Annotated in this window: 24 protein-coding genes; 18 read left to right on the top strand and 6 right to left on the bottom strand. The window is 48.5% G+C overall.

What is annotated here, in order from left to right; genetic code table 11:
- Positions 1–13: 13 nt before the first annotated feature.
- The gene (hisA, locus tag ACN5NT_RS10870) at positions 14–790 is read left to right on the top strand and encodes a phosphoribosylformimino-5-aminoimidazole carboxamide ribotide isomerase (RefSeq protein ID WP_419175448.1); all 777 of its coding nucleotides are present in this window, start codon (positions 14–16) and stop codon (positions 788–790) included.
- Positions 791–838: 48 nt separating this feature from the next.
- Positions 839–1,012 carry a hypothetical protein gene (locus ACN5NT_RS10865; protein WP_419175447.1) on the top strand — a complete coding sequence of 58 codons (174 nt, stop codon included), beginning with the start codon at positions 839–841 and terminating at the stop codon, positions 1,010–1,012.
- 87 nt (positions 1,013–1,099) lie between these two features.
- Here the strand turns inward: ACN5NT_RS10865 and ACN5NT_RS10860 are convergent, their stop codons facing one another.
- Together ACN5NT_RS10860 and ACN5NT_RS10855 are read right to left on the bottom strand one after the other, a co-directional pair.
- Complete coding sequence (locus ACN5NT_RS10860) at positions 1,100–1,930, bottom strand: ribonuclease H-like domain-containing protein (RefSeq protein ID WP_419175446.1); 831 nt, start codon at positions 1,928–1,930, stop codon at positions 1,100–1,102.
- Positions 1,931–2,018: 88 nt separating this feature from the next.
- Positions 2,019–3,839 (bottom strand): DEAD/DEAH box helicase, encoded by a 1,821-nt coding sequence (locus ACN5NT_RS10855; protein ID WP_136796326.1) that lies wholly within the window; start codon positions 3,837–3,839, stop codon positions 2,019–2,021.
- Positions 3,840–4,487: 648 nt separating this feature from the next.
- On the opposite strand from ACN5NT_RS10855, the gene ACN5NT_RS10850 reads away from it, so the two are divergent.
- From ACN5NT_RS10850 to ACN5NT_RS10800, 11 genes are all read left to right on the top strand, one after another.
- A complete protein-coding gene (locus ACN5NT_RS10850; RefSeq protein ID WP_419175445.1) occupies positions 4,488–5,519 on the top strand; it encodes a DUF2157 domain-containing protein in 1,032 nt (343 codons plus the stop codon).
- Between the two features lie 77 nt (positions 5,520–5,596).
- Complete coding sequence (locus ACN5NT_RS10845) at positions 5,597–6,007, top strand: NUDIX hydrolase (RefSeq protein ID WP_419175444.1); 411 nt, start codon at positions 5,597–5,599, stop codon at positions 6,005–6,007.
- A 129-nt stretch (positions 6,008–6,136) separates the two neighbouring features.
- A complete protein-coding gene (locus ACN5NT_RS10840; protein WP_419175443.1) occupies positions 6,137–6,571 on the top strand; it encodes a GNAT family N-acetyltransferase in 435 nt (144 codons plus the stop codon).
- Between the two features lie 17 nt (positions 6,572–6,588).
- Positions 6,589–7,140: an N-acetyltransferase family protein gene (locus tag ACN5NT_RS10835; protein WP_419175442.1), complete on the top strand. Its 552-nt coding sequence runs from the start codon at positions 6,589–6,591 to the stop codon at positions 7,138–7,140.
- Positions 7,140–7,799, top strand: a complete 660-nt coding sequence (locus tag ACN5NT_RS10830; RefSeq protein ID WP_217907712.1) for a class I SAM-dependent methyltransferase — start codon at positions 7,140–7,142, stop codon at positions 7,797–7,799. Before ACN5NT_RS10835 ends, ACN5NT_RS10830 begins: the two co-directional genes overlap by 1 nt.
- Before the next feature lie 657 nt (positions 7,800–8,456).
- Complete coding sequence (locus tag ACN5NT_RS10825) at positions 8,457–9,185, top strand: SDR family NAD(P)-dependent oxidoreductase (RefSeq protein ID WP_136796331.1); 729 nt, start codon at positions 8,457–8,459, stop codon at positions 9,183–9,185.
- A gap of 128 nt (positions 9,186–9,313) precedes the next feature.
- On the top strand, positions 9,314–9,769 hold the full coding sequence (locus ACN5NT_RS10820) for a nuclear transport factor 2 family protein (RefSeq protein WP_419175441.1): 456 nt from the start codon (positions 9,314–9,316) through the stop codon (positions 9,767–9,769).
- Positions 9,770–10,222: 453 nt separating this feature from the next.
- Positions 10,223–11,167: a 1-phosphofructokinase gene (gene pfkB / locus ACN5NT_RS10815; protein ID WP_419175440.1), complete on the top strand. Its 945-nt coding sequence runs from the start codon at positions 10,223–10,225 to the stop codon at positions 11,165–11,167.
- Positions 11,168–11,583: 416 nt separating this feature from the next.
- Positions 11,584–12,564 carry a class II fructose-bisphosphate aldolase gene (locus ACN5NT_RS10810; RefSeq protein ID WP_136796334.1) on the top strand — a complete coding sequence of 327 codons (981 nt, stop codon included), beginning with the start codon at positions 11,584–11,586 and terminating at the stop codon, positions 12,562–12,564.
- A gap of 231 nt (positions 12,565–12,795) precedes the next feature.
- Positions 12,796–13,140 (top strand): hypothetical protein, encoded by a 345-nt coding sequence (locus ACN5NT_RS10805; RefSeq protein ID WP_419175439.1) that lies wholly within the window; start codon positions 12,796–12,798, stop codon positions 13,138–13,140.
- Between the two features lie 116 nt (positions 13,141–13,256).
- Positions 13,257–13,997 (top strand): metallophosphoesterase family protein, encoded by a 741-nt coding sequence (locus ACN5NT_RS10800; RefSeq protein WP_419175438.1) that lies wholly within the window; start codon positions 13,257–13,259, stop codon positions 13,995–13,997.
- A gap of 13 nt (positions 13,998–14,010) precedes the next feature.
- Here the strand turns inward: ACN5NT_RS10800 and arfB are convergent, their stop codons facing one another.
- Positions 14,011–14,427: an alternative ribosome rescue aminoacyl-tRNA hydrolase ArfB gene (arfB, locus tag ACN5NT_RS10795; protein WP_136796337.1), complete on the bottom strand. Its 417-nt coding sequence runs from the start codon at positions 14,425–14,427 to the stop codon at positions 14,011–14,013.
- A gap of 190 nt (positions 14,428–14,617) precedes the next feature.
- On the opposite strand from arfB, the gene ACN5NT_RS10790 reads away from it, so the two are divergent.
- On the top strand, positions 14,618–15,823 hold the full coding sequence (locus ACN5NT_RS10790; protein WP_419175437.1) for a S1C family serine protease: 1,206 nt from the start codon (positions 14,618–14,620) through the stop codon (positions 15,821–15,823).
- A gap of 230 nt (positions 15,824–16,053) precedes the next feature.
- Here ACN5NT_RS10790 and pyk read toward each other — a convergent pair whose 3' ends face one another.
- Positions 16,054–17,808, bottom strand: coding sequence for a pyruvate kinase (gene pyk, locus ACN5NT_RS10785; RefSeq protein ID WP_419175436.1), 1,755 nt, complete (start codon positions 17,806–17,808; stop codon positions 16,054–16,056).
- Between the two features lie 312 nt (positions 17,809–18,120).
- Complete coding sequence (locus ACN5NT_RS10780) at positions 18,121–18,630, bottom strand: GNAT family N-acetyltransferase (RefSeq protein ID WP_136796340.1); 510 nt, start codon at positions 18,628–18,630, stop codon at positions 18,121–18,123.
- 454 nt (positions 18,631–19,084) lie between these two features.
- Between ACN5NT_RS10780 and ACN5NT_RS10775 the strand changes: the two genes are divergently transcribed.
- Positions 19,085–19,513: an FKBP-type peptidyl-prolyl cis-trans isomerase gene (locus ACN5NT_RS10775; protein ID WP_419175435.1), complete on the top strand. Its 429-nt coding sequence runs from the start codon at positions 19,085–19,087 to the stop codon at positions 19,511–19,513.
- Between the two features lie 51 nt (positions 19,514–19,564).
- On the opposite strand, the gene ACN5NT_RS10770 is transcribed toward ACN5NT_RS10775, so the two are convergent.
- Entirely contained in the window at positions 19,565–21,127 is a 1,563-nt protein-coding gene (locus tag ACN5NT_RS10770; RefSeq protein ID WP_419175434.1) for a B12-binding domain-containing radical SAM protein, read from the bottom strand.
- 342 nt (positions 21,128–21,469) lie between these two features.
- Here ACN5NT_RS10770 and ACN5NT_RS10765 point away from each other — a divergent pair, with 342 nt between their 5' ends.
- The 3 genes from ACN5NT_RS10765 (at position 21,470) to ACN5NT_RS10755 (ending at position 23,439) form a co-directional block, all read left to right on the top strand.
- A complete protein-coding gene (locus tag ACN5NT_RS10765; RefSeq protein ID WP_419175433.1) occupies positions 21,470–21,910 on the top strand; it encodes a hypothetical protein in 441 nt (146 codons plus the stop codon).
- A gap of 5 nt (positions 21,911–21,915) precedes the next feature.
- Positions 21,916–22,212, top strand: coding sequence for an ATP-binding protein (locus ACN5NT_RS10760; protein ID WP_419175474.1), 297 nt, complete (start codon positions 21,916–21,918; stop codon positions 22,210–22,212).
- Between the two features lie 345 nt (positions 22,213–22,557).
- Positions 22,558–23,439, top strand: a complete 882-nt coding sequence (locus ACN5NT_RS10755; RefSeq protein ID WP_228721472.1) for a Tim44 domain-containing protein — start codon at positions 22,558–22,560, stop codon at positions 23,437–23,439.
- Positions 23,440–23,480 lie beyond the last annotated feature (41 nt).

Raw genomic sequence — 23,480 nt, 5'->3', positions numbered from 1 at the left:
TTTGAGGGACAGTATGAAATTCAGACCATGTATTGACCTGCATAACGGCACGGTGAAACAGATTGTCGGCTCCTCACTCAGTGATAGTCAGCCAGGTGAACTGAAAACCAACTTCACTGCGGAAAAGCCATCCTCGTATTATGCCGAGATGTATAAACGGGATAATCTCACTGGAGGGCATATAATCAAATTGGGCCCTGGTAACGATGAGGCAGCGCGTGAGGCCTTGGCAGCCTGGCCCGGGGGAATGCAGATCGGTGGGGGAATTACCGCCGACAATGCTGCCCAGTGGCTTGATTTTGGGGCAAGTCATGTGATCGTTACTTCATATGTCTTCTCAGCGGGTAAAATTGATCGGGAACGGTTGCAGAAGCTCTATGCAACTGTCGGACGTGAACGGCTGGTTCTCGATCTCAGTTGCCGGAGAAGAGGTGATGAGTATTTCATTGTTACTGATCGTTGGCAGAAGTTTACTGATGTGATCATAAGTAAAGAAGTTCTGGAAGATCTGGCTGGATACTGTGACGAGTTTCTGATTCACGCCGCAGATGTGGAAGGGAAATGCTCCGGAATAGAAAAGGTGCTGGTGGAAAAGCTGGGTGAGTGGTGTCCCATTCCAGCAACATACGCCGGTGGAGTCCGGGATTTAACCGATTTGCAGGCCATCCGTGATCTGAGCAGTGGTCGCCTTGACGTTACAGTGGGCAGTGCGCTTGATATTTTTGGCGGTACCACCCTCAGCTACAGTGATGCAGTGCAATTTTGCAGAAAGGGAGAATCTGCAGCCTAGCATTGGTGATCTACGCTGCTTCATTGGCGATTCAGACATTCTTACGGAATGATTACAAACGAGAGATGCCTGAATCTTGACCTACTGACTTTCTTTATCTACAATGCCCCGGATCGCACAGATGATGAGCTGGATGTGATGGGAAGAGAATATTGTGAGCCGGGGAAGTACGGTGAGACAGAAGTTATGATCGCCGTCGAAGGCAGGTTGCTGACCGTTTAGCGGGGCGGGGGCAGCGCAAAAAACGATTGCACGGTCTTATCAAAATATGCAGCTGATTCACCTGAAGCGCTATGGTGGTGTCTGCACTTACAGGGTGTATCGTCTTTTAATCCGCTCCACGCAGGTGAGATCCGCCTGAAATGGCAGGGGTGGTGCCAGGGCATGGGGCAGTTTCAGCTCTTTCGCGAAAGGAGTCTGGGAAATATTCCTGTTGTAGGCCTCTATCATCAACTGCTCAAGGTTTACCGTATCTTCTATATTATAGGCCAAGAGAGTTTCAAGAGCCGATTCGTCATTATAGCTTTCATATTCCCGCCAGAGCAGAACCGCAAAGTAGCCATCTACTCCTTCCAGGCCACCTCGGTCTATCCCTAACATTTTTTCACAGCCTTTCAGGCCGCCCTTGAAGCCGAGCCGGGCAAGCACATATCGGAGATCTATCTGGGCGTGATCTAAGGTGATCTTGAAATATCTTTCCAGAAACGGGATATCGAATGATTTGCCGTTGTAGCTGACCAGTACCTTGTATTTCCAGATATCATTCAGGAAATCATCGAGGTTGCGGCCGTTGACATAGTATTTGACCTCCGCACCATCATAGAGGGCGATGGTGGTAAGGTCGGCATCTTCGGCAAGACCGGTGGTTTCTATATCGATATAGGCAGTCTGGTGCCGGTATTGCGGAAATATGCGCCAGACTTCATGGGAAGCCAGTCTTTCGGTAAAAAAAGACGGGTCGGTGTCGAGGGCCTCATCGGAGTTCTCGAGGAGGCTTATAATCTCATTTCTGCTGCTGTTTGGCAGGCGAACAGGTGCAGGTTCCTGCCACTGGTCCCAACTTGTCACTCCAGCTTCCCAGAGTTTTTTTTCCGTGGCCGGGCCGATACCCGGGATGTGACAAAATGTATTTTGCAGCATTTCTGAGAATGTGATTGAAACAGCGAGCAGAGTTATAATGCTCTGCTCGCCGTAGGATTATCTGTTTTCTCCTATACAGGAGAGAGGATCATGCCGCTTTTGAACGTGAGCTATTGCTCTTGGCAAGACTTTTCTGGCGAGGGCCCTTTTTGAAGTTGTTTCTGCGGGGCTTGTCACTGCGTGTCTTGCGGCCGTCGTTGCCAAAATTGTCACCATCCGGCTGGTCGTCAGCTATTCTGGTTCGCATCAGGCGGCCATTCACACGGACATTCTGCAACATGCGCAGTACCGGTTTTGGCATGCCATTGGGCAGGTCAACGGTGCTATAATCCTCAAAAATGGAAATGCGACCGATATATTCACTGCTGATATCCGCTTCGTTAGCTATGGCGCCAACAATATTGGCAGGGCGAACACCGTGGACTTCTCCAACTTCTATGCGGTACCTGTCGAAACCATCCTGGGAGTTGTGGTTCTCGTGTTTTTTGCCACGAACTTTCCTGTCGCTGCGTTTGCCACGCTCCTGCTCACCATATTGATCTCTGGAATTTTTGCGAGGCGCAGGCTTGGGAAGATCTTTCAACAGCAGTGGAGTTTTGCCCTGGGCAATTTTGGCCAGGGCTGCAGCAACATCTTCAGCAGAAGTTTCAGTCTCCTGGCAATATTCACTGATCAGCTGGGAGAAAAAATCGCAGTTACCTGAAAGGGTTTCTGTGATTCTGTTCTTATAGGCCGCAATACGTTTCTGGTTAATCTCCTTAACCGATGGCAGCTCTATCTGCTCAATACGTTTTCTGGATGCACGCTCAATGGATTTGAGCATGGATCGCTCACGTGGGGTCAGAAACAGGATGGCTTTACCTTCACGACCAGCTCTGCCGGTTCTGCCGATACGGTGGATATATGCCTCGGCATCGAAGGGGACATCGTAATTGACGACGTGACTCACCCGTTCTACATCCAGGCCACGTGCGGCAACATCGGTGGCGACCAGAATATCGAGCTTACCGGACTTCAGCTGCTCGACGGTACGTACTCGCTGGCTTTGCGCGATATCTCCGTTCAGGGCTGCGCATGAGTAGCCAAGATCACTGAGTTGTTCTGCAAGCTCAACAGTTTGCATTTTGGTACGAACAAAGATCAGCATCCCTTCAAATTCTTCAATTTCAAGGATTCGGTTCAGCGCTTCCTTTTTGAGCTGAAAATTTTTCACGATCAGGTACTGCTGGCTGATGGTGGAAGCGGTTGCCGTCTTATTCTGGATTGTAATTTCAATTGGCTCATTCAGATGAGTAACCGCAATGCGCCTGATGGAAGGCGGCATGGTAGCGGAGAAAAGAGCAATTTGCCGCTCTTTCGGTGCCTGGTCCAGGATCCACTCAACGTCTTCCAGAAAGCCCATCTTGAGCATTTCATCAGCTTCATCAAGTACAATGGATTCGATAGTGGAAAGGTCGAGGCTGCCCCGGCGAATATGGTCCATAACCCGGCCTGGTGTACCGACAACTACATGTACACCGCGGTCCAGCTGTTGAAGCTGGCCGACGTAGTCCTGGCCACCATAGATTGGCAGTACCCGCAACTGTTTCATGTTGGTGCCATACTGCTTAAAAGAATCACTGACCTGAATAGCCAGTTCGCGGGTGGGAGCTAAAACCAGCACCTTGGGCCTGGCCTTTTTGACGGGCTGAATCCGACTCAGCAGCGGCAGGGCGAATGCCGCAGTTTTACCGGTTCCGGTCTGGGCTTGGCCGACAACATCTTTTCCGGCCAGGACATGGGGAATCATCTTGGATTGAATTGGAGTCGGCTCGGTATAACCTGCGCTGTCAAGTGCGCGGAGAAGTGGTTCGGTGAGACCGAGTTCACGGAAATCCTGCGGCATTATGGTAAGAAAATCGTTAGACATGGTACATCCTATGCTGTTGTATTGATTCCTTCTGGAGAGGCGTTTGACGTCATCTACTCGGGAAATGATGGCGGTATCACTGAAGGCAAGGAAAACTATCTCTGCCTGTTATCGCTTAATCGGGGAACTCCCCACCGCCGCTCAGTGCCTCTCCAGATTTCTCAGCATGTCCATGGCTGATCTTGCTAAGCGCCGCTTAGTTATAGTTAGGTAATGTTCTTAATACCCGTTGTATAACGTTCGCGCTTTATACTGGTCCGACACTCACATAAAAAACCTTCTATCTAACAGCTATCCGTAGTATCTGCAATGCTTTTCTTTCAGGCAACGGATAGCCTCCGAAAATATTGTGCAAAAAAACAAGGATAACTGCTCAACACTTTTGACATTTATTGAAAAGATGCTGAATTCTGTTTAAATCAGTACCCATTTAAAATAGTTTCAATACCATATTCTGCAAAATAAAGTGTCCGGTAAAATGAAAAATGGCAGAAATCGATTACGAGTAACGCTGATGGAATAGATGATATCACACAATGAGCAATTATGGCGGGCCGTCGTGCACTCTTCTGAAGCTGAACTTTCTGCAAAGGCTTGAGTGATGCCGTCCTTGAGTTCTCTGAATCCTAAGGAAAGTCTGGTGGGGCGATGAAATTGAACAGGAAAAAATTACAGGAGGCGGTGGGCGCTGAGATTCTCTCCAACGAGCAGGCGGACAGACTCTGGAGCTTTTTAGAAAAACATCCCACCGCCGGGCCCCGCTTTGACTTTACCCATGTCCTCTATTATATGGGAGGGCTGACCGCTATCGGCGCAATGACCGTTTTCATGACTCTCGGCTGGGAGAATTTCGGTGGTTGGGGAATATTCGGTATCTCCATGGCGTATGCTGTGTTCGGCGTGTTCATGGCCAACATGTTCAGGTCAAGAGGATATCATGTGCCTGCAGCGATCTGTGCAACCTTTACCGTGGCGATGACTCCGCTGGCAATTTATGGTCTGCAACAGGCCATGGGATGGTGGCCTGATTCAACACAGTACCAGGATTACCATCGCTATATCCGTTATCACTGGTTGTATATTGAATTCGGTACATTGGTGGTCGGGGCCGTAATGGCCTATGTCTATCGCTACCCGTTTCTGCAGATGGTTATCGCTGCAACACTCTGGTATCTTTCAATGGATCTGGCTGCAATGATCGCCGGCGGCAGGCCGGACTGGGAGTTGCGTGCCAATGTCTCCATGTGGTTTGGCCTGGCCAATATTCTTTTTGCCTTCTATGTTGATTTTCGATCAAGGAAGTCTGCAGATTATTCATTCTGGCTGTACCTCGCCGGAGTACTGGCTTTTTGGGGTGGCATGACCTCTCTTGATTCCAGCAGTGAAGTTTCGCGTTTTTTCTATTTCGTCATTAACCTGTTAATGATCGGTTTCGGGGTATTGATCTCAAGGCGTGTTTTTGTGATATTTGGTGGAATTGGGTGTTCTTTTTATTTGGGACACCTCGCTTTCAGCGTATTCAAGGCGAGTTGGTTATTTCCCATTGCATTGGCGGCGATCGGTTTTGTTATTATTTATCTCGGAGTGCTATGGCAGAAAAATGAGAAGAAAATGACCGCAACGATGCGATCGTATCTGCCTGATTCGTTGAAAGAGATGCTTGATAATCGATCGGCCTGAAAGTGAGTGTTTTCGAATCAAAAACGCTGCAAAGCTGAATGCAGCATAAGCTCTGATTGTGGTTGAGATTATAGGATATGCCGAGATTGCTTCATAAAGCTGCCGGGATAATTGTTCAGGACAATTCGCTGCTGGTGCTTCGTTCCCTGGGGAAAACTCTTTTCTTTGCACCTGGCGGCAAGCTGGAGCGGCACGAGACTCCGCGACAAGCTCTGGTACGGGAGCTCTCTGAAGAAATCTCGATAGAGGTGGATGAGGCCAAATTGAGATTTTTTTCCACATTTACCGCTCCCGCAGCGGGTCTGGAAGAAATTACTCTCTGCATGGACGTGTTCGTTGTTCAGTGTTATGAAGGTCTGATATCGCCCCGAAATGAGATTGCCGAGTGCTGCTGGATTAACTCCGGGAATATAGATAGCATCGAGATCGGTTCAATTTTTCGTGATCAGGTTTTTCCGCGACTGCTCTCGGCCGGGCAGGTTCAATAATCGGCTTATGGACCAGCACGAAACGGTGTTGTCGCTTCGATATATGATCCTGAACCATTAGATGTAATGACAGATAAACCAGACATCTTTCTATTTGCAGATTTTGCGCAGGTCCCGCTGAGAAGTGGTATGAGCTTTTCAACACGGGTCGCGCGAGCAGATGATCTCGCTTTTCTGGACGCGCTCTATAGCGACAATATGAAGGGCTATGTGGAGCGGGTGGGCACCTGGGACCCGGATATGTTTCGGGGGAATTTCGAACCGTCCGCTATTGAATTGATAGAGGTGCAGGGGGATAGAGCGGGTTTTTTCAAGCTGGTACCTGAGCGGGATTCTATCTACCTCGCGGAATTGCAGGTGGGCAAAAAATACCAGGGGAACGGAATTGGAAGTTCGATCCTGGAAAAGCTTATTGACTATGCCGGTAAAAAGGAGAGCCTCATCACCCTGAAGGTGATTCGTGGCAATCCTGCGGAATTTCTCTATTTGAGGTACGGCTTCAGAACCTTTAAAAAGACGGGTCTCCATTCGCACCTGAGCCTCAACCCGTCAAGAAAACTCTAATAATGAACAGGGCGCCGGTGATTGGAGAAAAAATTGCGAAATGTTGTCTTGCAAAAGATAAGCGCTGCCGGGAAGAGTCGATGAAAGTGAACATCCGAATACGACAGGCTACTCCCGAGGATCACCAACGTATTGTCGAAGTGATGCGGCAATGGTGGGATGGTCGTGACCTGAGTTCAGGCCTGCTGAAAATATTTTTCCATCATTTTCAGGAAACATGTTTTGTAGCTGAGAATAGTGATACCCTGGTAGGTTTTCTGGTCGGCTTTTTCTCCCAGTCAAAGCCCGAAGAAGCATATATACATTTTGCAGGGGTAGCGCCCGAATACCGCAGGCAGGGTGTTGGCCGGGCATTATATCGGAGATATTATACTGTCTGCCAGAGGCATGGCAAAACTGTCGTCACCTCCTGTACTTCTCCCGTCAACCTGCAGTCCATTGCGTACCACCAGCGTATGGGGTTTACTCTGGTTGAGGGGAATGGGGAAGTGGACGGGTTCCCTGTATTTACTGATTATCTTCGCCCGAACGACCCCAAGGTCCTGTTCAGGTTGGAGATTACCGACTAATGGATGATTACTTGATGGCTGATCGTTTGGTATGCCGCCTTTGCGGTGCTGATGAGGTAACGTTTTTCCATGCTGATGACACTCGGGAGTATTACAGGTGTCGAGAATGTAAACTGGTGTTTGTGCCTCAACAGTTCTGGCTGAGTGCAAAAAAAGAGAAGGCCGAATATGATCTTCATCAAAACAGTGAAGATGATAGCGGGTACAGAAAATTTCTTTCCCGTCTGAGTGGCCCTGTAATCAGCCGCCTCAACGCTGGAGCACACGGTCTGGATTTTGGCTGCGGACCGGGCTCGCCTCTCGCGAAACTATTTGCAGAGCAAGGGTTTTCTGTAGAGCTCTACGATCCTCTCTATCGCAATGAACCGTCACTGCTGGAAAAGCAGTATGATTTTATCTGTGCGACTGAGGTGGCAGAGCATTTCAAGGAGCCTGGTAAAGAATTTCAGTCACTGTTTGGTATGCTCAAGCATGGTGGTCTGCTCGGTATCATGACAAAGCGGGTACTGGGACTGCAAGCTTTCCGAAACTGGCATTATATTCGTGATTCAACCCATGTCAGCTTTTTCAGTGAAGAAACATTTGATTACCTGGCCAACCAGTATAACGCCGAGTTGAGTGTTGAAGGTAATGATGTTGTTCTGTTTAACAGGCAATGAGAGAGCACATGAGAGATTCCGGCCCGTTGCCTCTCAATCTATTGGTGTTGTTGCTGAAATGTTTTTGCCGCGAAGCGGATATTCATAATTTGGGGTAGAAAAAAAGAGAGTTGCTCCATCGGGTTTCATTAACACGTCGTATTCTAAGATCAGTAACCTTGGATGCTTTTAGCAGCGTGGTTGGTTTTCAAAACAGGCCAAAGAAGAGTGCAATTTAATGAAGGCCTTGTCTATAAAAGAATAAATGCTTGTTGTGGAGGGCGGATGTTGCGTAACATGTCGCTTTTACCACTAAAAAAAGATACGTGTAGTCGATTCTTGTTGCAAAGAAAAGCCTAACATGAGAAATTAAGCAATAATAGAAGAAACTGGCAGATTACCGTTTTCTGTGAATTCTATATAAAGACCAGCCTGTTGTGGTATGAGGCTGCCACGTACTGAAGGCCTTGGAACTCTTCGAAATCTAAAATCTAAAGCAGATTGATGACTGGCCGGGGTTTTGGTCTGAACTCCCTGCCTGCACTGTTTTATCATAATACGCTATAATAGAAGACGAAGTACATGCCGACACATTCTTATTGAGTGCTTCCATGCCATACGGATCATCGGGAAAAAGAGCGGTGCCCGATGTTGTGCAACATCTGAGGAGAGCTATATATGGAAAGGCGTGTGGTAATCTATGGTGGTTCGGGTGGTATAGGTTCAGCGACGGCGCGTCTGCTTAGCCAACAGGGCTGCGTGGTACATCTTGTTGGCCGCAATATTGCGCGATTATCGTCGATAGCTGAAGAGCTCGGTGCAGGTTATACGGTAGGCGATATAGAGCAAAGCGAAACATTCAGCCAGGTGCAGCAGGATTTCTCAGCCCCATGGGATGGCCTGGTGTACTCCATAGGAACGATTAATCTTATGAGTCTTCGCAGGCTGACCCGGGAGCATTTTATTAAGGATTTTCAGGTGAACTGTATAGGTGCAGCCATGGCTGTGCAGACCGGACTAGCTGCTTTGAAAAAAAGTGAACATGGTGCATCGGTGGTTCTCTACTCGAGTGTAGCTGCGAGGCAGGGCTTTGCCTTTCACGCTTCTGTGGGAATGGCGAAAGGTGCCATCAATGGTCTGACTCTGGCTCTGGCAGCAGAATTGGCACCTCGCGTCCGTGTTAACGCCATTGCCCCTTCAATTGTCAGGACCTCTTTGTCTGAACCTCTTCTCGTCAATGAAAAGATGGTGGAAACTATATCGCAGATGCATGCGATGAAGAGGCTTGGGTCAGCTGAGGATATTGCAGGATTGACGGGGTACTTGCTCTCTGCAGATTCCGGCTGGATAACCGGGCAGATTTTCGGTGTGGATGGTGGAAGATCCACGGTCAGACCGTCCGGTTGAGTATTGGAAAAATCATAATATTTTAACACTGCAGTAAACTTCAGGGTAGAGACTCGCAATAGAAGCTTTGTTGGGAGATTGTCAGGTGGTAACCCACTTTGTACTGAAATTCAACTCGGAGTGGTATTATGTCTTCTGTCGCACAACGACATCGACGTGGTGGCCCGGATACCAGAAATTATGGTGGGCGAAGGATCAAGGCCGGCGAAAAACAGGCCATGGTGGAGCGGTATGTCTATGCGTACAATGCCTTTGATATAGATACCATGCTTTCTTTGCTGCATCCGGCTGTTGAATTCCAGAATATCTCAAATGGTCAGGTGACCGTTCAGACCAAGGGGATTGACGAGTTCCATGCCCTCGCTTTGCAGGGCAAGACATTGTTTTCTTCAAGAAAACAGACAATTATGCACTATTCCGAAAAGACCAATAGTGCCACCATAGAGGTTGTATATGCCGGGGTTCTGGCAATAGACCTCCCGGAAGGCCTGAAAGCCGGTGAAACACTAAATCTTTCAGGCAAGTCGGAGTTCACGTTTCGTGATGGAAAAATTTATAGCCTGACTGACATTGTTCTTGATTAGCTGCCGACCGTCTTCTCCCTGCCAGATCACTCATTTTAGATTTTCTATCTTCCGAAATTCCAGTTTTTATCATTATCAGAGACAAGTTTAAGCAGAAGGTTCGGCTTGGTATTCAGCCATTCCGTCGGCCTCTTTTGCTTACAGGTGGCTCAAAGGCTCGCGATTCCGTTGACATGGTACATTAAGGAGTTAGCATATTTTTGTAGCCTTTGAGTATTTTCTGTGCAAATTGCAGGAAACTTTTGACCACAAAAGTTGGTGACTTGGCTCAACGGGCGCTGGAAGTCTGCCGGGTTAAGCCCTTTATCAATTTCCCGTTATGCTTTCTAAGCTGCTCAACCCGGCATTATCGAGAGGACAGTTGTGAAAAAAAGTTAAATACTGCGACAGGCTTTCAGGGTATCGAAATGGTGCCGAAGGGCACCGTCTTTTTTTCTATTTGAGGGTGGGGTAATGAAAACACGATCAGTTCTCACGGTTACGCTCAATCCCGCAATTGATCAGACTATCTACATTGATGATTTTGCAATAAGTAAAGTGAATCGGGTACGTGATCAAAGGGAGGATGCCGGAGGTAAAGGAGTTAATGTTGCCGGATTTCTTGCCGATTACGGCATGCATGTGACCGCAACGGGTTTCCTTGGCACAGGTAATTCCCTTATTTTCAGTCAGTATTTTTCCGGCAAGGGTATACAGGATAAGTTCTTTCGTCTTAAGGGGCACACCCGAACAGGAATCAAGATAGCTGATCTGAAAAACAGAACTACCACCAATATTAATTTCCCGGGAATCGGTCCGGGGAGCGGAGATATGACCGATCTGTACGATTTGATTCGGGAGGTTGGTGCTGATTATGCATGGGCAGTGTTAGCCGGAAGTGTCCCCGAAGGTATTCCGCTTGATTGTTACGCAAACCTGATAAAGGATTTGAAGAATGTCGGTGTGAAAGTCGCCCTGGACGCAAGTGGTGAAAGTTATCGTCAAGGCCTGAAAGAAATCCCGAATCTTATTAAGCCAAATCTGGCGGAGTTGGAAGAATATTGCGGTAACACTTTAAAGTCGAAAGAGCAGGTAATTAGTGCCGGGCAGAAATTGTTGACCGAGGGAATTGAGACGGTGATCGTTTCCATGGGAGAGGAGGGTGCTCTATTTTTTGAAGGTGAGGACGTCATTCACACCATTGGAGAGAAAGTGACTGTTGAATCAACTGCCGGGGCCGGTGATGCAATGGTCAGCGGCATGATTGCAGGAAAGATTGACCAGAAATCCTTTGCTGATTGTGCACGGTTAGCAACAGCCTTTTCTGTGTTAGCGGTTACTACTGTTGGTGCAGGTATTGAGTCTATGAGTGATTTACATAAGATCGAAAAGACCATTAAGGTTATGGGAAGAAACTAAAGGTTACTGCATGTTACCCGGTTAAGACCGGTACCCGGCATGTGGTTGCGTCAGCTCAGGAACTTGATTGGCAGTTGGTAATTGTGTTTATCTTGAAAAAACTTACAGATAAAGTGAGGTAGTACATGGTTGCCCGACTTGAAGAGATGATTTGCGGTATTATTTTCTCTGATACCATGTAATCACTGCATGATAGAACAATGGTAGTTGTCACTATTGCAGATTTTTGCAATAAAATGGAAAAATGATAGCCTGGAGCTGCGTAAGGGGAGGGAGTGGCTCAAACCAAATATCCTGCTGTGTATTACATTGGACTTCTAATCGGTACTAGCCTGCAATTAAAAGGTATTCTGAATTTTCAGTAAAATGCTCATGAGGGCTCTGAGCTAATCCTCCACCTTTAGAGGGAAGATACTATGCCTAAGTTGATCGCCTATACAGAACTTGGTCTGGTGAACACCAGGAAGATGTTTCAGGATGCAATGAAAGGGCAATATGCAGTTCCTGCCTATAACTTTAACAATATGGAACAGCTACAGGCCATCATCACGGCCTGTGCCGAGTCCAACTCGCCGGTAATACTTCAGGTATCGGGAAGTGCAAGAAAATATGCCAACCCCGTTTTTCTACCCTGCATGGTGAAAGGAGCAGTCGAAATGGCCAGGGAAATGGGCAGCACTATCCCTGTTGCCCTGCATCTGGATCATGGCAGCAGCCTTGAGCTGGCAAAGGAGTGTATTGATAGCGGGTTCTCTTCGGTAATGATTGATGCTTCACATCACTCGTTTGAGGAAAACATTCGTCTTACTGCTGATGTCGTCAAATATGCCCATGAGCGTGATGTCACGGTAGAGGCTGAACTCGGTGTGCTGGCCGGTGTTGAGGATGAGGTTTCCCATGAAGTTTCCAGTTATACCCAGCCGGACGAGGTAGAGGAATTTGTCGAGAAGAGTGGGGCTGACAGTCTGGCCATCTCCATTGGTACCTCGCATGGCGCATACAAATTCAAGTTGAAGCCGGGTGAACCTCCGCCAACTTTGCGATTCGATATTCTGGAGGAGATCGAACGTCGTCTCCCCGGCTATCCGATCGTGCTGCACGGCGCATCATCTGTTACTCCGGAGCATGTGAAGATGATAAATACCTACGGCGGCAAGATGGATAGCGCAGTGGGGATTCCAGCCGAGCAGTTGCGTCGTGCAGCCAAGTCAGCAGTTTGCAAAATTAATATCGACAGTGACGGCAGACTCGCGATGACAGCAATAATACGAAAAATTTTCGCTGAAAATCCAGGAGAATTCGATCCACGAAAATATCTGGGGCCTGCCCGCGATGAGTTAATATCACTCATTAAAGATAAAAACACCAATGTGCTGGGCAGTGCCGGTAACGGCTAACTCTTTTTCATGGCCATTATGGCGGAATTTCACCTGCTGCCCATCAGCATTGTAAAGTGAGGCGCAGCTGTGGTGAAGATTATTCATTCCTCGAATGAGTAATCCGGCCATCCTGCCTTGAAGAATTTGTGAAAAAATCTCAAGTTATGTACTATATGCAGCAGTGTGGCCGGGACGTTGGCTGAACAACGTCTCGGCTTTTTTTGTAATGTTATCATTATAGAGGTGTATATGAGAAAAATTATCGTAATCCTGGCATGTTTGCTGGCAGCAGGCCCGGCATTCGCGGGGAAAGATCACGGCAAGCACAATGGTAAAGCTCTGCCGCCAGGACTTCAGAAAAAGGTTGAGCGCGGTGATGGCTTGCCTCCCGGTTGGCAGAAGAAGCTTACCAGGGGGTCGATTATGGGGGATGAGTACTATTCCCGGTCGGTGGTGATTCCTCGTACCTCACCAGAATATGTTCCTTATAAAACCCCGGGGACGGAGTTACTCAAAATTCAGGATAATATTTATAGAATCAAACGGGATACCAGAGAGATCGTTGATATTGTCACCGGCAAGGGAGGCCACTGATCGCCTGATCAGGCAATCAGTGCAATTCCCTGCGGGCAAATTTGAAATTGAGCCCAAGCTTTTATAGCTGTGGATTCCTTAGGGGGGAAGCCCGCTGCCGGCTCAGGAGAATGGATGTGAGAATTGGAGTATTGTCGGATATTCATAGTAATGTTTTTGCGCTGGAGTCGGTGCTGGAAGATCTTCAACATAGAGATGTCGATGCCATAGTCGACCTCGGAGACATTGTCTACGGCCCCATCGCTCCCCGGGCAACCTGTGAGCTTTTGCAGGAGCAGTCGATAAAGCATGTGCAGGGTAATCAGGACCGTATGCTCCATGAAGTAAAAGATCTTGAAATAGCAAACAATCCTACCCTGCAGCTGATGTTTGACGAGCTGTCAACAGACCAGTTGACCTGGCTGAAGGCATTACCCTATGACCTGTATTTGGAAGATGATGTGTATCTCTGTCACGGTTCTCCGCGAAGTGATACGGATTATCTGTTAGAAGATATATCCGGTGGAACCCCGAGGGTGAAAGAAGATAGCGCAATTTTGAAGATGCTGGGCAATGTTACAGCACCGCTTATCCTCTGCGGGCATACCCACGTGCCCCGTATCGTCGAACTCTCCACCGGTCAGATCGTTGTAAATGCAGGCAGTGTTGGGCTTCCGGCCTACAGGGATGACCTCCCTGAAGTTCATCGGATGGAGAATTTTTCCCATCATGCAAACTATTCTATAGTTGATAAACGTTCCGTCGGCTGGTGTATTGAGCAGATTCGCGTGCCGTATGACTTCGGCAGAGCACTGGAGATGGTCCGCAGCAATCAGCGCGAGAATTGGGTGAGATTGCTGGAAGAGGGGAGAGCCTGATGGGTCTTGTCGTTTATTCTATCTTTTTCCGCAGTTTTTTTACCTGACTGTGTTTTGTCTTGCTTTCAAGCCGACGTTTATGGGCAGCCTTGCTTGGCTTGGTTGGTTTGCGTTTCTTGTGCACCACTGTTGCCTGGCGGATGAATTCTGCCAATCGGTTTAAGGCATCTTCTCTGTTTTTTTCCAGGCTTCTGAATTGCTGAGCTTTGATGATTAACGCGCCGTCTGAAGTGATGCGCTTGTCGGGCAGGGCTATCAGTCGTTCTTTGATATGTTGTGGTAATGATGAGCCGTAAATGTCAAATCGCAGATGTACGGCGCTCGATACCTTGTTGACATTCTGGCCCCCTGCACCTTGAGCCCTGATTGCGGTAAACTCCACCTCGTTTTCGGGCAGTGAGAGAGATGGGGTAATTTGTAATCTTGCCATGATGTTATCCCTGACTAATAGTAATGTTAGACGCGATGTTGATATAATTCTTTGGATTTGCTATGTTTTTTTTGAAGACCATTTTGGGGAAAAGTGGTTACGAGGTCAAGAGAAGAAGGTATTCTACACGATCCTGACATAAAATCTTCTCTAAATCTTTATTAAATATAGTTCATTATCGGGGGAAATAATGGAGAATGGCAATATTCGGTGTCCCAAGTGCACGCATGAACAGGCCGGCGGTACCGAATGTGAGGTGTGTGGAGTTATTTTTGCACGTTATCAACAGATTCTGGCCAGAAAAGCCAAAGCACTCGAAGAACAGCGGGCCAGACAGGAAGAACTGGCGCAAAAAAGTAAAGGTGCTGGTAAGGGGCCGCTCATTGCGATAACCGTGCTGATGTTGGTCGTCCTGACTGCCGGTGCCACGTACTATCTTGTCCGACCCGATTCCCCGACCCCGTCAGGCGAGCAACTCGCCAATGTGGTTCCTGAGCAAAAGATAACAGAGGCTGAGCAGAAATTGCCGGTTCCGACTGCGGCTGAATCGAGTCGAAATCCGGAAAATCAGTCAAACTCGGCTCCGGGACAGGATACCAGACAATTGAGAGCAAGCGGTGGCACTATCGAGCAGGCAAGAAGAGCTACGGTATCCATCGAAACCCCCTGGGGGACAGGCTCTGGTTTTTTTATCAACGACAACTATATAGTTACCAACCGTCATGTTATTGAGCTCGATCAGAATCAGCTCGCCGAGTTTCGCAGAAAAGTGGAGGCAACCCGCGATCTGGTTGAACTGGAGAAGAAAAAACTTGGTGACTATCGGGCCGAGATGAAACGTCTACCCCAGGGAGCAACCCGCAGCCAGCTCGCGATTATCATTAAAGAGAGTGAACGGGAGCTGAATAAGGTGCTCCCCCGGTTGCAGGAAGCGGAAGAACGGCTCAGCAGAATGGAAGATAGTCTGCTGCCGTCTGATATCAAGATCATCCTTGCCGACGGCGCCAGTCATTCTGCCAATTACCTGATGGTAAGTGAAAAGCACGACCTGGCGATTATGTCTCTTTATGTCAAAGATACGCCATATCTTAAACGGGCACCCAAGAACGTTCCAATCCAGCAGGGGGACAAGGTTTTCACCATTGGCAGCCCGGTAGGGCTGAGGAATACCGTCACCTCCGGAGTTTTTTCCGGTTACAGGAAAGATGGTGCCAGCGGCAAGGTCTTTCTGCAGACCGACGCTCCGATCAACCCCGGCAACAGCGGCGGCCCTCTGATCGATGAGCGTGGCTATGTCCATGGGGTGAACACCATGATAATTAAGGATACCGAAGGCATAGGTTTTGCGATTCCGATTGCGACGGTTTTCGAGGAGTTTGGTTCATCGATCTATTGAACGCAGGGCGCTGTTGAACGTCTCTTCAGAACTCTCTTCTGCTCAGCTATCGTTTGCTTCAGCGAGCATTTTGCTGAGAAACAAGAGACACCGAGACACATCAATGCATTGGGATGATTCTAGTTTATTTTAATTGGGCAAAGCAATCCTGAGGAATTGGGGCCAGGAGAAAGCGCGACAGGCTCGAAGCCATGTACTTCGTGCCTGTCGTTTCATTGGATGGGATGGGACTATTTACCGCGTAGACTGCCGTAGCATATCTGACCGGTTGAACCATCGATCGTCACGGTCTGGTCATTTTCAAACAGCTTGGTGGCATTGGTCACGTTGCAGATAACCGGTATCCCCAGTTCACGCCCAATAATGGCAGCATGAGAGGTAAGACCGGCCTGCTCGGCAATTATGCCGCGAACAGAGGTAAGTTTATCCAGCATCGAATGATCGGTCCCCTCTAAAACGACAATGGATTCCTTTGGCAGGTGGTTCCAGTCTTCCTCCGATTCGATGATGCGCACCGTACCATCGGTGATTGCAGAACCGATACCCTGACCAGTAAAGCAGACATCAGCGACAGTATGTACTTTCAGCATATTGGTCGTGCCTATGGTTTGAATGGGGAGGCCTGCGGTAATGACTACCAGGTCTCCGTTTTTAATCAGCTGCGCCTGGGTGGAAGCGTGAATGGACATATCCAGCTGTTCGTCCATATTCGATGCGGGAGCGCAGAGTAAAGGCACTACGCCGCGAATCAGCTGAAGCTGGCGAATTGCGTCTTTGCTGGGGCTTGCTGCAATAATAGGAGCTTTGGGGCGATATCTTGCCACCATCCTGGCGGTGGAACCTGAAGTGGTGGTAGCGATTATAGCTGCGGCTTCAAGATCGGCGGCGGTGGCGCAACTGGCGTAAGAAATGGCGTCGGTCACTACCGGTCGACGGTGTCTCAGCCCTGCGGCAAGAATCTCCTCGTAGTTCAGCGAAGATTCAGCTATCTGCGCACAGCGGGTAAGAAAATTTAAAGCATCGATGGGGTTCTTGCCCACAGCGGTTTCGGCGGAGAGCATTACCGCATCAGTGCCGTCAAAGATGGCGTTGGTCACATCGCTTGCTTCGGCCCTGGTGGGGGTGGGATTGGTGATCATCGACTCCAGCATCTGAGTGGCAGTGATAACCGGTTTACCGGCGAAATTGGCAGCGCGAATAAGCATTTTCTGGATAACCGGAACTTCCTCGGCCGGCATCTCAACTCCGAGATCGCCACGGGCCACCATCAACCCATCGGCAGCGTTAATAATTTCGTCGATGTTTTCCACGCCCTGGCGGTTCTCGATTTTCGCGATAATCGCCTGGCGGCCACCATTGTCTTCGATGATTTTTCGTACCGCCCAGACATCGTCTGCCTGGCGTACAAAAGAGGCGGCTATAAAATCGACACCCTGCTTCACACCGAAGGCGATGTCCTCTTCGTCTTTTTGCGATAATGAAGGCAGGTTGACCTGCATGTCCGGCAGAGCCACACGTTTTCTGCTGGAGAGGGAGCCGCCCACCAGCACTCTGGTGTAGACGTCATCGCCTTCTATGTGCATAACTTCAAGTGCCATCTTACCATCATCGAGCAGCACCTTGCAGCCGACTTCAACGTCACTGGCAAAACCGGTATAGTTTACACCTATACGCTCTTTGCTTGCGTCCTCCGGTTTTATCATGGTCCCGTTGAGGATCAGCTCCTGGCCCGGGATCAGGCCGATATTTCCATCAAGCTCCTGCACCCTCATCTCAGGGCCGCGCGTATCGAGCAGGATAGCTGTGTCGGCATCCGCCTCTCTACGAGCCTCCTTGACCACTGCGATCAGGTGCTCATGGCTTTCACGATCGCCATGGGAGAGGTTGATGCGGGCGACATTCATGCCGGCTTTGATAAAGTTCACCAGCTGATCGACAGACTGGCTCTGGGGTCCCAGGGTGGCAATAATCTTGGTCTTGTTCATGGTGATGTCACTTACACTTTATAAAACAGGTGAAAAAGCTGAGCTCTTTGAGAGTAGCGTGCACTTAATTGAATCGTCAAAACTCTTTTGCTATAAGAAACTTCATTTCAAACATGATTACTACAGTGGTTACAAAAGAAAAAGAAGAAAAATAACAAAGCAAAACAGATGAGTTCAGCTGATGAAGGGCTTCAGAATTACTGATGTGCATGGTTCCGGTAAACGGCTGTCAGATAATGATCCGACTCAGGTTGTTTATCGATTCTCTACAACATGTTAGCAGAGAGAAAGGGCATGTATGTTCAGTGTACACTAGGCCCGGTGGGCAGTGACCTTTTTTTCGTAGCAGTAAAATCTGCCTTTTCGAAATTTCACCATACCGGCTCTATGATAGCCAAGCCTTTCATAGAGAATCAGTGCCCTTGGGTTGTTGGCAAACGCGTCGAGGCGGATTGTGTCATAGCCGTTTTTAGCAGCCATGGCCTCGGCGTGATGCATCAGCTTTGTGGCAAAGCCTCTGGACTGGCAGTTGGGGGAGACGGTGAGGCGATGGATGACAAGTACCCGGCCGCTATTGCGCCAGGCCACTTCACTGTACTCCGGTGCCTCTTGCCTGTTGATCGTGATAAAGCCGCAAATCGTGCCATGGCGGCTTGTGACGTACATCTCCTGTTGCCGGATGTCGGTTTCCAGGATCTCCCTGTCCGGGTAAATCTCGTCCCACTGATCGATGTTATGGGCTCTCATGTGCTGTATAGCGTCTTGCACAATTGCCTCTATCACAGGATAATCGAAAAGTTTGGCAGGTCGTATGGTGTTCACCCTGAAGTTTGTCCTTTGTTGCAGAGCCTGCAGGTTAGCCCCGGCATCTTGTTCAAATCGATGGAATTGTTGGCTAATGTAAACCTAGCGCAAAAATAGCTTTGGGCAACCATTTATCTCACCAACCCTGGACAAAGGCGGAAAATAATGAAAATCTGTCGGAATAGTCAGGATTCACACAGAACTTGAATGGATTTTGTGCTGTGCTATATATAGTGCCAGTTCATCGGTTACATGACCTGTGCAGCTCATTCTCGGGGATTGGGGGATATTCGCAATGCCTGTGATAAATATGGATGAAAGGTGATAATCGGTGCGTCAGGTAAAGGGTGGAGATATTTTTCGAGTCAGATGGAGCAATCAGGAAATTAATGATTAATATCTGGCTTCAATCGTGAATGTAAAACCGTTTACTCAGTGCGATATTTATACATTATTAAAACAAGGAGCAGTGATGCAGCAGGTAAAAAGTGGTGACACAGTAAAAGTACATTACACAGGTACTCTTGAAGATGGTTCAGTTTTTGATAGCTCAGAGGGACACGATCCACTTGAATTCACAGTAGGCAGCGGCCAGGTTATTGCTGGTTTTGATAACGCTGTGACCGGAATGGCTATCGGTGAGAAGAAGAGTGTATTTATTCCATGCGCAGAGGCTTACGGTGAAGCAAACTCTGACCTGGTGATGACTGTTCCCCAGGAGCAGGTACCACCCGATCTGAAGCCTGAAGTTGGTATGCTTCTCGAGGTTGGTGGTGCAAATGGTGAAGTGCTTAGAGTTACAGTGGTTGAAGTTTCTGAAGAGGTCATCATCCTCGATGCCAATCCACCGCTGGCAGGAAAAGATCTTACCTTTGCTCTGGAACTGGTCTCTATAGGCTAGAACAGTACCAAAGTTATCAAACCCGGTACGAACCATCGTCACCGGGTTTTTTTATGCCTTGTATCCCATCAATTGGTTATGAAACAGTGCAGCGTGGTTTGATGTGAAAAGGGTCGGATCATTCTGTAATATCCGTAGCAGCTTCGGGTCCCGCCTGAATTCATTGTCGAGGAACCTGCGTATCTCTTTACGGGCCCAACCTCTCGGGTGTTTGAAATCGCTGTAGATTGAAAGATCGCCCTCATAAAAATTCTGAATGTCCAGATCTTTTAGCTGGGGACTGCCAAGGGGAAGGTTAAATATTGCCAGGTTGAGAAAGGTAATCTCTTTATGGAACTCGCTGGTAAATGCCATGGTCTGTCGCGCTTCGGCCAGCGACTCACCAGGAGTGCCGAACAATAGGTATACATAGGTCATGATTCCAGCCTGGTGCAGGGCGGGAAGCACTTTGCGTACCAGTTGCAGATCAATCCCCTTTTCCATTTCATTAAGTACATCCTGACTGCCCGATTCAAGACCAAGTTTCAACATTAAGCAGCCGGAGGCCCTTAATCTCCTGCAGAAGTCAACGTCTGCAAGTTGTTTTGTGAAGCGTACGAAACCGTACCACGGAACAGGCGTCCCGTTGCGGTCTGTCGGCGGTGTATCTGCCAGACCCTTCAGGACCGCAGGGCTGACTGCGTTGTCCAGAAAATGAATCAGGCTCGGCGAGGTTTGCTTAGAGAGTTGTTGTACTTCCTGCAGCACGGTTGCACAGCTAACGGGGTGATACGGATTTTGCTCGCTGGTTTCAGGACAGAATAGACATTTCCTCCAGAAACAGCCGGTAGAAGTTGCATAGGGCAGTACAAATCCCGGAGATAGATAACGGTAATCTAAAAAATCACTGTAATCAGGGCAAAATCTTGCGTGTTGCGAGTTGAGGCCGAGCAATTCCGGTAGCAGATTTTCACCCGGTCCCGCTACCATATTATCTACTAAACCACTAAAAAGGTTCTGCCCATTTTGATTGTGCGGGCTTTGCAGCCAGGTGGTGACGAGTCCGCCGCCCAGAATAATCCGTATGCCCGGGTAGTGCTCCCGTAGATAACCGATGATGGCAAAACTACAGAGTGCCTGGCTGAGAAAGTTCAGTGAGATTCCGACACTCTCTATTGAATGTTGTTCAATGAGCGAGGCGAGCCTTTTAGAGAAAAACGGGTAGTAGAGGTTTTTGCGATAATCTGCTGCAGCCTGAATAAGCTCTTCACTCTTTAAAGGAGAAAGATTCTTTTCACCGTAATTGGCCAGACTGACATTTGCCCCGCATGCTTTGCCGGCGTTATCGATCAACTTGTTTATGTCGGTAACGGCTCTGGCATATTTGGAAAGATTGTCGTAGGTGGCCGGGTTGTTGAGCGCCTCAAGATTGCGTTGGCGGTTTTTTGCTGCCCGTTTGCTCCATGTGTCTGTGGCGGGATGGGCTTGTTCCAGAAGATAGTGCACTCCCTCTATGTTAAGGTCACATAGAGTGCAGTTGCACCCCCTCGCCCTGAGAGCGGATGCGAGCAGAGGTAATCCTGCAGGAGGTTCAGAAGGCTTGGCCTGGGGAGGGTGCAAAAGGAGTATGTTCATTGATAATGATCAGCTGATAAAAATTATCCTCATGCGAGGCGGTTGAGCGTGAGCCTGATAACGTAACCATTTTTCATGTTATGCAACAGTGATCCGACAGGAGTGGTGGATTGGTAGCGGTTGATATAGGTATCACGGCAGTTGCATATCGGCAAGAAAATAGCTCAATCCTGTTATTACAAAAAAACAAATGTTGTGAAATCATGCAGCAATTGACATTGGGAATCGATGAGCAGTATGTTTTTGCTAGGCTTTTGTGGGCGGGAATGTCAATGTTGAGACGGGGGAGAGCAGGAACAGGAGCAGGAGTGGTAAAAGCTGATAGAAGTCTTTGCTGCCAGAATGGCCCATGACCTGAATAATATAATTTCGGCAATTATCGACTATACGGATCTGAGCCTCACCTCGGAAAATCTGCCTCAAAATAACAAAAGCAATCTCCTGCAACTGCAGAAAGTATCCAGGTCCGCCTGCTATTTCATTAACAATATCGGCTTAATCAGTAGCAGAGGAATAGCAGCCCGCTGTATGTGTATGGATCCTCTTATCAGTGCGTCCCTCGAAACAATTCAAAAGAATTTCCCACCCAATATCGACATGGTAATCTCGGCACCGGAGAGGCTGGATAAGGTCAATATCGAGCCGACCCTCCTCGATCTGCTATTGGTGCAACTCTGTAAAAATGCGGTACAGGCGATTGAGAATAGTAATGGGGTTTTGCATGTAAAATATGAAAGAAAGACAGCAGGCAGTGAACCAGCCCTGAAAGTAATTGGTTCGTAGCAGACATATATGTAACTGAGTATTGCAGATACGAGGTAGGCATTCCGGCGGAGGTATTGCTTTATATTTATGCACCCTACATCACAACGAGGCGCCATGGAGAGGGCAAGGGGTTCGGTCTTTCCATCGTAAAAGGTCGTGTTATTGGCTGTGTGTGGGGGGGGGATTTAGTGGACAGCCAGCCAGGCAAAGGGAGTTGTTTCAGTCTCTGCTTTCCCTGTTACCAGTTCAAGGTAAAGCTGTTATCGGTGTCGTTATGCTGGGCTGCCTGGAACTGGTATTGCGTTGTTCTGCAAAAGTAATGTGCCATCTCATCATATTCCCGACGCTCTTGCTCCCCGGTAATTTGTGCTTATACTACAACTGGTTCCAGCAGCTTATGTGTTTGGTTATACCAAGACCCGAAAAGCACTTTCGCAGGCAGTCTGCAACCCTTGTAAACTTCGATTTTGCATGACAAGTCGTCCACCTCCTGATAAGTTCCCCTGCAGGATGTGCCGCGGGTTTTACTGGATCTGGCGAAGCCCGCTGAAACGAATTTAAACATAAACTGAAAAAAACAAATTAAAAATATGGTTAATTTTCACAAGAGATTTGTTCCGGTTCTCCTGGTGCTTTTTGGATGTTTCATCCTGGGAGGAGGACTGATGGTCGACACGGCTGAGGCCAGGTCGAAAATTGGTGGTAAATCGTTCCGTTCTGCGCCGAAATCAGCCCCGGTTCAGCAGAGAACACCTGCACAGAATACCCAAGGTCAGCAGAGCGGTTCATTTGGCAAAGGTCTTGCCGGTGGTCTGCTTGGTGGTGCGCTTGGCGGTATGTTGTTTGGATCTATGTTCGGTATGGGTGGCAGTGGTATGGGTATCCTGCCGATGCTGCTTCTGGCGGGTGGCGGATATTTTCTCTACCGCAGGTTCAAGAGTTCGCAGCAGGCTGGAGGCGCTGGATATCAGCAACAGGGCGGAGGCGGTTTGGGAGGCTTCCCCGGCAGCGGTCAGCAGGGCGGAGCCTTTGGTCAGACCGGAGGCGCTGGGGGGATGACGGACATACCACCGCCACCGCCAGGATCACCGATGGCGGTGGAAGCGGGACTTGATGAGATTCGTCAGAGCGATCGCAATTTTGATGCTGCGCATTTTAAAGAAGTTGCCTCTGATGTGTTCTTTCAGGTTCAGGCTGGCTGGATGCGTCGGGATGTTGCCTCGTACCGTCATCTGCTTGGAGAGCAACTGGCGGGCGAGTATGAGCAGCATTTTGAGGAAATGAAGGGTAACGGAATTATTAACAAGCTCGAATCCATTGCTATTCGCAAGATTGAGATTGTTGACGCAGGTTGTACCGGTACCGAAGATTTTATTACCGTTCTGTTCACAGCAAACCTGCTTGATTATAAAGTTGATGAGAAGACAGGCGATGTGGTTGAAGGCAGCAATAGCCAACCTGTCAAATTTGCTGAAGAGTGGACTTGGGCCCGGCCAATCAATACCGAGGATTGGAAGCTTGAAGGCATAAAAATAGCGGATGAGTAGCATAAACCGGCACCACAAGCCGGTAGCTTTTCCCAGTATTT

The organism is Desulfosediminicola sp. (genome assembly GCF_048381775.1).
GTDB lineage: Bacteria > Desulfobacterota > Desulfobulbia > Desulfobulbales > Desulfocapsaceae > Desulfopila > Desulfopila ganghwensis.
The sequence above is the reverse complement of the archived record's forward strand: the minus strand, read 5'-3'. Positions and strand labels throughout refer to the sequence as shown.